Source organism: Serratia sp. MYb239, assembly GCF_002966855.1.
GTDB classification, from domain to species: Bacteria; Pseudomonadota; Gammaproteobacteria; order Enterobacterales; family Enterobacteriaceae; genus Serratia_B; species Serratia_B rhizosphaerae.
This window is the reverse complement of record NZ_CP023268.1, coordinates 2,659,884-2,671,957: the sequence shown is the minus strand read 5'-3', so window position 1 is coordinate 2,671,957 and position 12,074 is coordinate 2,659,884. Positions and strand designations below refer to the sequence as shown.

At 55.5% G+C, this 12,074-nt stretch carries 12 protein-coding genes and 2 tRNA genes; 7 read left to right on the top strand and 7 right to left on the bottom strand.

The window, feature by feature from the left end; all coding sequences use genetic code 11:
* Nucleotides 1-2 precede the first annotated feature (2 nt).
* The 3 genes from mnmH to CLM71_RS12860 are packed head-to-tail and all read left to right on the top strand — an operon-like array spanning nt 3 to nt 3,327.
* Nucleotides 3-1,118: a tRNA 2-selenouridine(34) synthase MnmH gene (mnmH, locus tag CLM71_RS12870; RefSeq protein ID WP_105231362.1), complete on the top strand. Its 1,116-nt coding sequence runs from the start codon at nt 3-5 to the stop codon at nt 1,116-1,118.
* Entirely contained in the window at nt 1,118-3,043 is a 1,926-nt protein-coding gene (locus tag CLM71_RS12865; protein ID WP_199776384.1) for a DNA topoisomerase III, read from the top strand. The genes mnmH and CLM71_RS12865 overlap by 1 nt, the downstream gene beginning before the upstream one ends.
* Nucleotides 3,040-3,327: a DUF1496 domain-containing protein gene (locus CLM71_RS12860; RefSeq protein ID WP_105231360.1), complete on the top strand. Its 288-nt coding sequence runs from the start codon at nt 3,040-3,042 to the stop codon at nt 3,325-3,327. Before CLM71_RS12865 ends, CLM71_RS12860 begins: the two co-directional genes overlap by 4 nt.
* Before the next feature lie 5 nt (nt 3,328-3,332).
* Here CLM71_RS12860 and CLM71_RS12855 read toward each other — a convergent pair whose 3' ends face one another.
* The 7 genes from CLM71_RS12855 to CLM71_RS12825 form a co-directional block, all read right to left on the bottom strand.
* Nucleotides 3,333-3,737: a pyrimidine (deoxy)nucleoside triphosphate diphosphatase gene (locus CLM71_RS12855; RefSeq protein WP_105231359.1), complete on the bottom strand. Its 405-nt coding sequence runs from the start codon at nt 3,735-3,737 to the stop codon at nt 3,333-3,335.
* Nucleotides 3,738-3,782: 45 nt separating this feature from the next.
* On the bottom strand, nt 3,783-4,589 hold the full coding sequence (gene xthA / locus CLM71_RS12850; protein WP_105231358.1) for an exodeoxyribonuclease III: 807 nt from the start codon (nt 4,587-4,589) through the stop codon (nt 3,783-3,785).
* 100 nt (nt 4,590-4,689) lie between these two features.
* On the bottom strand, nt 4,690-5,262 hold the full coding sequence (locus tag CLM71_RS12845) for a TIGR00730 family Rossman fold protein (RefSeq protein ID WP_105231357.1): 573 nt from the start codon (nt 5,260-5,262) through the stop codon (nt 4,690-4,692).
* Between the two features lie 225 nt (nt 5,263-5,487).
* A tRNA-Tyr gene (locus tag CLM71_RS12840) sits at nt 5,488-5,572 on the bottom strand.
* Nucleotides 5,573-5,679: 107 nt separating this feature from the next.
* Nucleotides 5,680-5,764: transfer RNA gene (locus CLM71_RS12835), tRNA-Tyr, on the bottom strand.
* Nucleotides 5,765-6,019: 255 nt separating this feature from the next.
* Nucleotides 6,020-6,868 (bottom strand): formyltetrahydrofolate deformylase, encoded by an 849-nt coding sequence (purU, locus tag CLM71_RS12830; RefSeq protein ID WP_105231356.1) that lies wholly within the window; start codon nt 6,866-6,868, stop codon nt 6,020-6,022.
* Between the two features lie 68 nt (nt 6,869-6,936).
* Nucleotides 6,937-7,401 (bottom strand): YchJ family protein, encoded by a 465-nt coding sequence (locus tag CLM71_RS12825; RefSeq protein ID WP_105231355.1) that lies wholly within the window; start codon nt 7,399-7,401, stop codon nt 6,937-6,939.
* Between the two features lie 147 nt (nt 7,402-7,548).
* On the opposite strand from CLM71_RS12825, the gene rssA reads away from it, so the two are divergent.
* The 4 genes from rssA to CLM71_RS12805 all read left to right on the top strand — a co-directional run bounded on the left by rssA (nt 7,549) and on the right by CLM71_RS12805 (nt 12,071).
* Nucleotides 7,549-8,448: a patatin-like phospholipase RssA gene (gene rssA / locus CLM71_RS12820; RefSeq protein ID WP_105231354.1), complete on the top strand. Its 900-nt coding sequence runs from the start codon at nt 7,549-7,551 to the stop codon at nt 8,446-8,448.
* Nucleotides 8,449-8,552: 104 nt separating this feature from the next.
* Nucleotides 8,553-9,566 carry a two-component system response regulator RssB gene (rssB, locus tag CLM71_RS12815; protein ID WP_105231353.1) on the top strand — a complete coding sequence of 338 codons (1,014 nt, stop codon included), beginning with the start codon at nt 8,553-8,555 and terminating at the stop codon, nt 9,564-9,566.
* Nucleotides 9,567-9,771: 205 nt separating this feature from the next.
* Nucleotides 9,772-10,689 (top strand): UTP--glucose-1-phosphate uridylyltransferase GalU, encoded by a 918-nt coding sequence (gene galU, locus CLM71_RS12810; protein WP_105231352.1) that lies wholly within the window; start codon nt 9,772-9,774, stop codon nt 10,687-10,689.
* Between the two features lie 38 nt (nt 10,690-10,727).
* Nucleotides 10,728-12,071: a UDP-glucose/GDP-mannose dehydrogenase family protein gene (locus CLM71_RS12805; protein ID WP_105231351.1), complete on the top strand. Its 1,344-nt coding sequence runs from the start codon at nt 10,728-10,730 to the stop codon at nt 12,069-12,071.
* Nucleotides 12,072-12,074 lie beyond the last annotated feature (3 nt).

The following is a 12,074-nucleotide window of genomic DNA, read 5'->3' as shown; positions in this document are numbered from 1 at the left end:
CGGTGACGGTACAAAGCAGGGCGGATTGCAACGACTACCGCCAGATTTTCCTGCAGGATGTGCCGCTGATTGACGTGCGCGCACCGGTTGAATTCAGCGCCGGCGCGTTCCCGCAGGCGGTGAATTTGCCTTTGATGAATGACCGGGAACGGCAGGCTGTGGGCACCTGTTATAAGCAGCATGGCCAGCAGCAGGCGATTGCCTTGGGCCATAGCCTGGTGAACGGCGCACTCCGCCAGGCGCGAACCGAAGCCTGGCTGGCCGCCTGCGCCGAACGGCCGGCGGGTTATATTTACTGCTTCCGCGGCGGGTTGCGCTCACAGTTGGTGCAGCAATGGCTGCACGAAGCGGGCGTTGACTACCCGCGCATTGTCGGCGGCTATAAGGCGTTACGCCACTATCTGCTGAATATCCTCGAATACAGCGCCGAGCTGCCGATGGTGATCGTCGGCGGCAATACCGGCAGCGGCAAAACCCTGATGGTGAATGAGCTGTCGACCGGTATCGATCTGGAAGGGTTGGCGCGCCATCGCGGGTCATCATTTGGCCGCACGCTGACCGGGCAAAGTGCACAGATCGATTTTGAGAATCGTCTGGCTGTGTTATTGCTGAAAAAACAGCATGGTGGCTGCGGTCAGTGGGTGCTGGAAGATGAGAGCCGCCTGATTGGCGCCAACAGCATACCGCTGCCGATGTTCAATCGTATGCAGCAGGCGCCGGTCGTGGTGATTGACGACCCGTTCGACGTGCGTCTGGCGCGTCTGCAGGCGGAGTATATTGACGATATGCGCCAGGCATTTACCCAGGCCTACGGCGAACAGGACGGCTGGCAGCGCTACGGCGAATATCTCCACCACGGGCTGTTCGCCATTCGGCGTCGTTTAGGCATGGAGCGCTACCAGTTGCTGACGCAGCGGCTGGAATGGGCGCTGCAGTTCCAGCTAGCCAGCGGCAGCAGTAACGCCCACCAGGAGTGGCTAGTGCCGTTGCTGCAGTACTATTACGACCCGATGTACCGTTTCCAGTTGGAAAAGAAAGCCCGGCGGATTGTGTTCCGCGGCAACTATGCTGAAGTAAGAGAATTCCTGATGACGTATAGCCAGAAAAACGGTGAATAATGCGACTGTTTATAGCCGAGAAACCGAGTTTGGCGCGCGCCATTGCTGATGTGTTACCCAAACCCCACCGCCGCGGCGATGGTTTTATCGCCTGTGGCAAGAATGATGTGGTCACCTGGTGCGTCGGCCACCTGTTGGAACAGGCCCAGCCTGATGCCTACGACAGCCGCTTTGCGCGCTGGTCGCTGGCAGACTTGCCGATCATTCCCGAAAAATGGCAGCTGCAGCCGCGCCCGTCGGTCAGCAAGCAGCTGAATGCGATTAAAAAGCTGCTGCTGGAGGCGGATGAAGTAGTACACGCCGGCGACCCGGATCGCGAAGGGCAATTGCTGGTGGACGAGGTGCTGGACTATCTGGCGCTGACGCCGGAAAAGCGTCAGGCGGTGCGCCGCTGCCTGATTAACGATCTTAACCCGCAGGCGGTTGAACGGGCGGTTGAGCGTCTGCGCGATAACCGGGACTTTATCCCGCTGTGCGTGTCGGCGCTGGCGCGCTCACGCGCCGACTGGCTGTACGGCATCAATATGACCCGCGCCTATACGCTGCTGGGGCGTAATGCCGGCTACGACGGCGTGCTGTCGGTAGGCAGGGTGCAGACACCGGTACTGGGGCTGGTGGTACGCCGTGACGAAGATATTGAAAACTTTGTACCGAAAGACTTCTTCGACGTAAAAGCACATATTGTCACGCCGCAGGAAGCGCGTTTTGTCGCCCTGTGGCAGCCGAGCGAATCCTGTGAGCCATACCAGGATGAAGAGGGGCGCTTACTGCACCGTCCGCTGGCCGATCACGTGGTGAAGCGCATTGAAGGACAGCCGGTGCTGGTTACCGCTTATAACGATAAGCGTGAGTCCGATATCGCACCGCTGCCGTTTTCGCTTTCTACCCTGCAGATTGAAGCAGCGAAGCGTTTTGGCCTCAGCGCCCAGCAGGTACTGGACGTTTGCCAACGCTTGTATGAAACCCACAAACTGATCACTTATCCCCGCTCCGACTGCCGCTACCTGCCGGAGGAGCATTTTGCCGGCCGCCATGCGGTGCTGAACGCCATCAGCGTTCACCAGCCGGATCTCTACCCTCAGGAGGTGATCGACAGCGAACGCCGCAACCGCTGCTGGGATGATAAAAAAGTCGATGCGCACCACGCGATTATTCCTACCGCGCGCGCCAGTAAGGCCAACCTCAGCACTGACGAGCTGAAAGTGTACGGGCTGGTGGCACGACAGTATCTGCTGCAGTTCTGTCCGGATGCGGTATTCCGTAAATGCGTGATCGAACTGGACATTGCCGGCGGCAAGTTTGTTGCTAAGGCGCGTTTTCTGGCCGAGGCCGGCTGGCGTACCCTGTTAGGCAGTAAAGAGCGGGATGAGGAGAACGAGGGCGCGCCGCTGCCGGTGGTTGCCAAAGGTGATGAACTGCTGTGTGAACGCGGCGAAGTGGTGGAGCGGCAGACCCAGCCGCCGCGACCCTTTACCGACGCCAGCCTGTTATCGGCGATGACCGGCATCGCGCGTTTTGTACAGGATAAAGCGTTAAAGAAAATCCTGCGGGCGACCGATGGTTTAGGTACTGAAGCCACGCGTGCGGGTATTATCGAACTGCTGTTCAAGCGCTCGTTTCTGTATAAAAAGGGGCGTTATATCCATTCGACGGAAACCGGGCGGGCGTTGATTCACTCTTTACCGGAGCTGGCGGCGAGGCCGGATATGACCGCGCACTGGGAGGCAACCCTGACGCAGATTAGTGAGAAATCCTGTCGCTACCAGGATTTTATGCAGCCGCTGGAGGGTACCTTGCAGGAGCTGATTTATCAGGCTAAACAGAGCAGAGCCAGCCTGGCGTTTCGCGGGTTGCCGCCGCCGGCCAGCGCCGGTGGTAAAAAACGCAAAAAAAGCGCCGCCAAGGCGCGGGGGAAAAGCGAATGAATTACCCGATGCCGTTGGCGATCGCCGTCGCTGGCATGCTGTTTTCCTCAATGGCCGGGGCACACCGCGGCGACGTAGACGTGGTGCTGCCGGTCGCGCCGGAGATCTGGGGCGCAGCGAAGAGTACGGCGGCACCTGCGCCATGCCTGCGCTGCTGTATATATCAAGATCAGAACTATTCGGAAGGGGCGCTGCTGAAGGTTGAGGGTGAGTTATTGCAGTGTCAGCGTGATAAAACACAGGTAGGCACCCATTCGTTGATTTGGGTGCGCCTGAGCAAGTGACGGTGTCACGAGTGATGTGGCGTTTCGCCGCGCAGATAGTCAGCCAGCAGCGGAATGTCCGCCGGCGCCAGCGGGTAGGCGCCGGCCCGTTGCGGCTCTACCCAAACCAGCGCCGAATGACAGCGCTGCTGCAATTCGCCGCTGAACGCACCAACCCGCCAGGCATGCAGACGAATAAGGCGTTCACCCGTCTGCCAGTTATTGCTGGCGACATAGTCGCCGATAACCGCTTCAATGCCCAGTTCTTCCGCCAGCTCTCTGGCTAACGCCTGCGGCTGGCTCTCGCCGGCCTCGACCTTTCCGCCGGGAAACTCCCATAAGCCGGCCTGATCGCTTTGCGCATCGCGTTGTGCCAACAGAATTTTGCCGTCGCGTTCAATAATGGCCGCAACCACGTCTATGGTTTTCATACTTTTTTTGAATAAGACCCCGGCAAAGTTACCGGGGTGGGATGATTACAGCGAGAACTCGGCCCATACGGGCGCGTGGTCGGATGGCTTTTCCATACCGCGGATCTGATAATCGATGCCGGTAGCCACGCACTGTGCCGCCAGCGGCGTGCTGGCTAACAGCAGATCGATGCGCAGGCCGCGGTTGTCATCGAAACCTTTGGAGCGATAGTCGAACCAGGAAAACTCATCGTTGCGCTCTGGATTGGCATGGCGGTAGGTATCAACCAGGCCCCAGTTCAACAGACGCGCCATCCACTCGCGTTCTTCCGGCAGGAAGGAGCATTTGCCGGTGCGCAGCCAACGTTTACGGTTCTCTTCGCCGATACCGATGTCGTAATCGCTTGGGCTGATATTCATATCGCCCATAATCAGCACCGGGTTCTCTACCGACAGCTGCTGTTCAAGATAGTCTTGCAGATCTTGATAGAAGCGGGTTTTTGCCGGGAATTTTACCGGATGGTCGCGGCTTTCGCCCTGCGGGAAGTAGCCGTTAATCACCGTCAGCGTGCCCTGCGGCGTGGCCAGATCGGCCATGATAATGCGGCGCTGCGCATCCTCTTCATCGGTCGGGAAACCGCGACGTACGGCGATAGGCGCCTCTTTGGTCAGCAGGGCGACGCCGTAGTGGCCTTTCTGACCGTGGTAGAACACGTGGTAGCCGTGTTTGCTGACTTCTTCCAGCGGAAACATGTCATCGTGAACTTTGGTTTCCTGCAGGCCGATCACGTCGGGCTGGTGCTGTTCGATAATTGCGGCCAACTGATGGGGACGCGCGCGCAGTCCATTGATATTAAAAGAGACAAACTTCATGAGCGGTGCCGTTTTCACGAGAAAAATGTGTTGTGATAGTAGCAGAGTTTGGCGCTAAATGTAACGTAAGCCAGCGACCGCCGCCGCTGGCCGTCGGCCATTATTTTGCCCAGCGATCGTAATTTTTCGGTTGGTAGTCATCGAACTGCTGCAGCAATGTAGACGCTGAGTCGCTGGTATGCAGGGTGCCGAGATAGTCATGGCGCATAAAGCCCTGATCGGCAACGTGCTGCAGGAAGTGATTTAAAGGGCGGTAGAAGCCATTGATATCCAGCAGCCCGACGGGTTTATTGTGATAGCCGATTTGGCCCCAGGTCCAGATTTCGAACAGTTCTTCCAACGTGCCGATGCCGCCCGGCAGGGCGATAAACGCGTCCGCCTGTGCGGCCATGCGCGCCTTACGGGTATGCATATCGGGCACCACTTCCAGGCTGGTCAGGCCGCGATGCGCGGTTTCCGCTTCGACCAAACGCTCAGGGATAATGCCAATGGCTTCTCCTCCCGCCTCCAGTACCGCATCCGCGACAATGCCCATCAAGCCTTTCTTGCCGCCACCATAGATTAAACGTCGTCCCTGAGTGGCTAAAGCGTGTCCGAGCTTGCGGGCGTGCTCGGCATAATCGGGATTAACGCCTTCACTGGCGCCGCAAAAAACGCAAATATTATGACGCATGCACTTTTCCTTTCCTTACTGCGTAAAAGAAGCATGTGGTATAGCTAATTGCGCCGGGGAGTTCAAGTTTGGGCGTAGGAAAGTGGTCAGGATATTGCCGTTTCGCGATGTTTGGCACGCAAAACAGCGCGCGTCGCGAACCTTGTCGAAGCTTCTCATCCTTCCCCAGTGCGGAGAATTATGTGGCTTTTGAGACGCTGGTATGCGTTGAGAGCTTTGAAGAGATGGTGGTGGGGGAAGGATTCGAACCTTCGAAGTCTGTGACGGCAGATTTACAGTCTGCTCCCTTTGGCCGCTCGGGAACCCCACCATGATATTCATGGATTTACAAATTGTAGATGCAAACATAGAAGGTGTAACGCACATGAGTGCACTGCATCATAATGCTTGCTAAGCATCCTCTTGAAAAGAGGAAGATGGTGGTGGGGGAAGGATTCGAACCTTCGAAGTCTGTGACGGCAGATTTACAGTCTGCTCCCTTTGGCCGCTCGGGAACCCCACCACGAAATTCGTGGATTTTACGAATTTTAAACTACCAGGAAGCTGACCGACTTCCCTTGCTACCTTGGCTGCGTAAGCGCTGTCTCGGTAAGCGGGGCGCATCATATCAAATGAAGCGCCGGTGTAAAGCATTGAAATGCAGAAAATGAATTGTTTGCCGTTTTTTTATTCTTGGCGCTGCATCTGTGAACAGAGTGCGATGTTTTTATGCAATCTCCCGCCGCCGACCAAGCGGCAGGAGATGGCGGGGTAACGATTACAGAATAACGGTTCGGTTGCCGTAGACGAACACCCGCTGCGCCAGCACGTGATACAGCGCGCGGCTGAGAACGTTTTTCTCTACGTCGCGCCCGGCACGCATCATGTCTTCGGCAGAATAGGTGTGGTCGACGTGGATCACGTCCTGCATGATGATTGGGCCTTCATCCAGATTATCGTTCACATAGTGTGCCGTGGCGCCGATGATTTTAACCCCGCGCTCGTAGGCCTGGTGATAAGGGCGCGCGCCGATAAACGCCGGCAGGAACGAATGGTGGATATTTATGACCTGATTAGGGTAATGCTGGACGAATGCCGGCGTCAGCACGCGCATATATTTGGCCAGCACCACGTAGTCGGGCTGATATTGATCGATCTGGGCGATCATCTGCTGGTCATGCTGCTCGCGCGTCAACCCCTCATGACTTACCAGATGGAAAGGAATGTCGAAGCGCTCCACCAGCGTTTGCAGGGTATCGTGATTGCCGATCACCGCAGCGATTTCAACATCCAGGCCGCCGTAGGCGCTTTTCATCAGCAAATCGCCCAGACAGTGGGCTTCTTTGGTGACCAGCACCACGATGCGGCGGCGTCCTGCGCTGTGCAATTCGCGCGCTGAGCCTTCCGGCAGTGCGTCGTCCAGGTCGGCCAGCAGCGTGCTGTCGTTGAAGATGCCTTCCAGTTCGGTGCGCATAAAGAAACGCCCGGTGCGATGGTCGACGAACTCATTGTTTTGCACAATATTGAGCTGATGCTTGTAGCAAATATTGGTGATCTTGGCGATCAGCCCTTTCGAGTCAGGGCAGATAGTGCGTAATACTTTACGTTGTATATTTTGGTGTGGCATGGATGAGGATCCTGTCTGATACTGAAGCGCCGGTCATTGCCGGCGTCAGCGTACTTTTCACCGCGAACTTAACGCCCGCAGCATTTTTTATATTTTTTCCCCGAGCCGCAGGGGCAAGGGTCGTTTCGTCCCGGTTGCGGCCGGGTGCCGTCGATATAGTACCAGCGTTGCTCCTGGCGAAGGAAGCGGGAGCGTTCATGCATGGCCTGAGGGCTGGCATGGTCGCCGTCGGTAAAGCGGGCTATAAACTCGACGAAGCCTTCATCGTCGTCTCGGCCGTTTTGTTCCGCCACAATCGTTAGGCCCAGCCAGCGGGTGGTTTGAAAACTTTCGACGATAGCGTCGCGCCACTGTGCGGCGTTGCAATCCGGATGCCAGCTGGCGATCAGGTAATCGACCTGCTGCTTGACATAGGCCGTATAGCGCGAGCGCATCAGCTTGCCTGGCGTTGGTGCGGTTGCAACGCCGCTGATATAAGACTCACAGCAGGCGTTGTACCCGGCGCCGCTGCCGCAGGGGCATAATTCAGACAAAATAACTCCTAAAACCTGCGGCCATTGTCGATACTGGCCGATATTCAGACACATTGAGCGCATATGTTACCTAACAATATTTATTGGTGACAATGTACCCTTTAAGACAATGTGCAAAACAATTTCACCGGCAGAAGGCGGACGATCATGCGACAAATCAAAATTGGACTGGCGTTAGGGGCGGGATCGGCCAAAGGATGGGCGCATATCGGCGTCATCAATGCCCTGAAGAAAATGGGGATCGAGCCTGATATTGTCGCCGGTTGTTCCGTCGGTTCGCTGGTGGGTGCGGCTTATGCCTGTCACCGGCTGCCGGCGATGGAGAAATGGGTACGCTCATTCAGCTACTGGGACGTGATTCGTCTGATGGATCTGTCCTGGCGGCGCGGCGGCCTGCTGCGCGGTGAACGGGTCTTTAATGCGGTGGGGCAACTGCTGAATATTAACGACATTGAACAGTGTGCGCTGAAATTTGGCGCGGTGGCCACCAACCTCAGCACCGGCCGCGAATTATGGTTAACCCGGGGGGATATTCATCAGGCCGTGCGGGCGTCGTGCAGTATGCCGGGGTTGCTGTCGCCGGTTTGGTTCGACGGTTACTGGCTGGTGGACGGCGCGGTGGTGAACCCGGTGCCTATCTCGTTGACCCGTGCGCTGGGGGCGGATATCGTCATCGCGGTTGATTTGCAGCATGATGCGCATCTAATGCAGCAGGATCTGTTTTCGGTACGCAGCGAAGCGGAGGAGCCGGTGGCGATGGCGGATAACTGGCGCGGACGGTTGCGTGAGCGTATCGGTAAAATGCGCATCAAAAAAACCAACTTTACGCCGACCGCGATGGAAATCATGAGCACATCGATTCAAGTGTTAGAGAATCGTCTGAAACGAAACCGTATGGCGGGCGATCCGCCGGATGTCCTGATCCAACCTTACTGTCCGCAAATATCCACGCTGGATTTTCATCGGGCGGAGGAAGCTATCGCCGCGGGAAGCCTGGCGGTGGAAAAACAGCTTGAGCAGCTGTTGCCGTTGATAAAACAAAAATAGTTACCGCGATTCACGGCAAAACGCAACGTCAGGCTGATTTCCGGCAGGCGCAAGTGGCCATTTTGAGCCACTATTACAACATGAAAAGGGAAGAGGCTCGGCTAATGGCACTACCACTGACAGGCAAGCGCATTTTGATTGTTGAAGACGAACAGGTCTTTCGTTCGGTGCTTGTCGGCTATCTGAAATCGTTGGGCGCGCAATCGCATGAGGCCAGTAATGGGTTACAGGCGCTGAGTGCCGTTGAGGATGTGCAGCCCGATCTGATTCTGTGCGATCTGGCGATGCCGGAAATGGGCGGGATCGAGTTTGTTGAGCATCTGCGTCTGCAAGGGGACAAGATCCCGATTCTGGTGATTTCGGCCACCGATAAAATGGCGGATATCGCTAAAGTGCTGCGTCTGGGCGTCCAGGATGTACTACTGAAGCCGTTAACCGATCTTAATCGCCTGCGCGAAGCGGTGCTGGCCTGCCTATACCCCAATATGTTCACCTCACCGGCGTTAGAGGAAGCCGACCTGCTGCAGGACTGGGATGCGCTGAGTAAGAACCCTTCCGAGGCGGCGCGTTTGCTGAAGCAGCTGCAGCCGCCGGTTCAACAGACGATTGCCCATTGTCGTATAAATTACCGTCAGTTGACCACCGGTGAGAATCCCGGCCTGGTATTGGATATCGCGGCGCTGTCAGAGAACGATTTGGCGTTTTATTGTCTGGATGTCACTCGCGCCGGCGATAATGGCGTGCTGGCCGCGTTATTATTGCGCGCTTTATTTAATGGCTTGTTACAAGATCATTTAGCTAATCAGCGTCACCGTCTGCCGCAAATGTCAACACTGTTAAAACAAGTTAATCAATTATTGCGTCAGGGGAAATTGGATGGGCAATTTCCCCTGCTTCTTGGTTACTACCATGCCGAATATAAAAACCTGATTCTGGTTTCTGCCGGCCTGCACGCCAACGTCAATACCGGTGATAATCAAATACAACTGAGCAACGGCGTGCCGCTGGGCACCCTGGGCGCGGCCTACATGAACCAAATCAGCCAGCGCTGCGCGGCTTGGCAGTGTCAGGTGTGGGGGACGGGCGGCCGATTACGCTTGATGCTCAGTGCGGAATGAATACGCAATTGTGTCCATATATTCGACATAATTTACCACGCAATTAAGGGTTAATAATCATCGTAAACCCGGTACTTGGGTAATTGTCCTAATTTCTCCCGATTTCAATAAGGGGTAATGCTCGCTGCTATTTAGCTGGTATACTCCGAGAGTTTTGTATAACGGATAAAAGCTCATAAATTGAGCGTAGTTTAAGAGAGGAATAATGTCTGCTTTAAATCGGAAAGTCAGAAAAGCAGTGATCCCGGTGGCTGGATTAGGCACACGGATGTTACCGGCAACAAAGGCGATACCGAAGGAGATGCTGCCGCTGGTGGATAAGCCTCTGATCCAATACGTCGTCAATGAATGTATTGCCGCTGGGATCAACGAAATCGTTCTGGTAACGCACTCCTCTAAAAACTCTATCGAAAACCATTTTGATACCAGCTTTGAACTGGAAGCCATGCTGGAAAAACGCGTGAAGCGCCAGTTGCTTGACGAGGTTCAGTCTATTTGTCCGCCAGGCGTAACGGTTATGCAGGTACGTCAGGGGGTTGCGAAAGGCTTGGGCCACGCGATCATGTGCGCCTATCCGTTGGTCGGTGATGAGCCGGTAGCGGTGGTGCTGCCGGATGTCATTCTGGATGAATACAGCGCGGATCTGACCAAAGACAATCTGCATGACATGCTGACGCGTTTCGAACAGAGCGGCACCAGCCAGATTATGGTTGAACCGGTACCGCAGGAAAACGTCGGCAGCTACGGCGTGGCCGATTGTAAAGGTTACGATCTGCAGCCGGGTGAAAGCGCGCCAATGGTCAGCGTGGTAGAAAAACCATCGCCGGCGCAGGCGCCGTCCAACCTGGCGATCGTCGGGCGCTATGTGTTGTCTGCCGATATCTGGGCGCTGCTGGCTCACACCCCACCGGGAGCCGGTGATGAAATCCAGCTGACTGACGCTATCGATATGCTGATGCGTAAAGAGTCGGTTGAGGCTTATCACCTGAAGGGTAAAAGCCACGATTGCGGCAATAAACTGGGCTATATGCAGGCGTTTGTCGAGTACGGGCTGCGCCATGCCAGCCTGGGCAAAGAATTTTCCCAGTGGTTGCAGCAGTTTGCCGCCGCTGAAAAGATCTGATCCATTTTCCGTCTTAATTTGAAAAACTAGGATTTCCCATGAAAGTAACCGTTTTTGGTATTGGCTACGTAGGCTTGGTACAGGCTGCGGTGCTGGCTGAGGTTGGTCATGACGTAATGTGTATTGACGTTGATGAGCGCAAAGTCGAAAACTTGAAGAAAGGGAACATCCCTATTTTTGAACCGGGCCTGACCCCGTTGGTGCAGCAGAACTATGAAGCTGGCCGGTTGCACTTCACTACCGATGCCAAAGCCGGTATTGAACACGGCATCATCCAGTTTATCGCCGTAGGTACGCCGCCGGATGAAGACGGCTCTGCCGATCTGAAATATGTGACGGCAGTAGCCCGTACCATTGCAGAACATATGGCCGATCATAAAGTGGTGATTGACAAATCTACCGTGCCGGTCGGCACTGCAGATAAAGTGCGCCAGGTAATGGCCGAGACGCTGGAAAAACGTGGCAGCACGTTGACCTTCGACGTGGTTTCCAACCCTGAGTTCCTGAAAGAAGGGGCGGCGGTTGCCGACTGTATGCGTCCGGAGCGTATCGTTATCGGTACGGATAACAAAGATGTTATCGAGCCGATTCGTGAGCTGTATGAGCCGTTTAACCGCAATCACGATCGTATGATTCTGATGGATATCCGCAGCGCCGAGCTGACCAAATATGCGGCTAACTGCATGCTGGCGACCAAAATCAGCTTCATGAATGAAATCTCTAACCTGGCGGAACTGCTGGGTGCCGATATTGAAAAAGTGCGTCAGGGCATCGGTTCCGACTCACGCATTGGCTACCACTTTATCTACCCGGGCTGCGGCTACGGCGGTTCCTGTTTCCCGAAAGATGTGCAGGCGCTGATCCGCACCTCTGAAAATATTGGCTACCAGCCGAAACTGCTGCAGGCGGTGGAGCAGGTGAACTACCAGCAGAAGAGCAAACTGGTGCAGTTTATCAAACACTACTTCGGTGAAGATCTGCGTGGTAAAACCTTCGCACTGTGGGGATTGGCGTTCAAGCCGAACACCGACGACATGCGTGAAGCTTCCAGCCGTGTACTGATGGAAGCATTGTGGGAAGCAGGCGCCAGCGTGCAGGCTTATGATCCTGAAGCGATGAACGAAACGCAGCGCATCTATGGCGACCGCGACGATCTGAAACTGATGGGGACCAAAGAAGCAGCGCTGAAAGGCGCCGATGCACTGGTCATTTGCACCGAATGGCAGAACTTCCGCGCGCCGGACTTTGACGCGATTAAAGGCGCATTGAAGGAACCGGTGATCTTCGATGGCCGTAACCTGTACGATCCTGAGCGTCTGCAAAACCGTGGCTTCACATACTATGCGATTGGCCGTGGTGCATCGGTGCAGCCGGTCATTTAAGAG

Bases quoted from the DNA above. Each gene is read 5' to 3' on its own strand.
- rssA (WP_105231354.1), top strand. From the start codon at position 7,549: ATGCGACAAATCAAAATTGGACTGGCGTTAGGGGCGGGATCGGCCAAA.
- CLM71_RS12860 (WP_105231360.1), top strand. From the start codon at position 3,040: ATGAATTACCCGATGCCGTTGGCGATCGCCGTCGCTGGCATGCTGTTT.
- galU (WP_105231352.1), top strand. From the start codon at position 9,772: ATGTCTGCTTTAAATCGGAAAGTCAGAAAAGCAGTGATCCCGGTGGCT.
- CLM71_RS12855 (WP_105231359.1), bottom strand. From the start codon at position 3,737: ATGAAAACCATAGACGTGGTTGCGGCCATTATTGAACGCGACGGCAAA.
- CLM71_RS12865 (WP_199776384.1), top strand. From the start codon at position 1,118: ATGCGACTGTTTATAGCCGAGAAACCGAGTTTGGCGCGCGCCATTGCT.
- xthA (WP_105231358.1), bottom strand. From the start codon at position 4,589: ATGAAGTTTGTCTCTTTTAATATCAATGGACTGCGCGCGCGTCCCCAT.
- purU (WP_105231356.1), bottom strand. From the start codon at position 6,868: ATGCCACACCAAAATATACAACGTAAAGTATTACGCACTATCTGCCCT.
- CLM71_RS12845 (WP_105231357.1), bottom strand. From the start codon at position 5,262: ATGCGTCATAATATTTGCGTTTTTTGCGGCGCCAGTGAAGGCGTTAAT.
- CLM71_RS12805 (WP_105231351.1), top strand. From the start codon at position 10,728: ATGAAAGTAACCGTTTTTGGTATTGGCTACGTAGGCTTGGTACAGGCT.
- rssB (WP_105231353.1), top strand. From the start codon at position 8,553: ATGGCACTACCACTGACAGGCAAGCGCATTTTGATTGTTGAAGACGAA.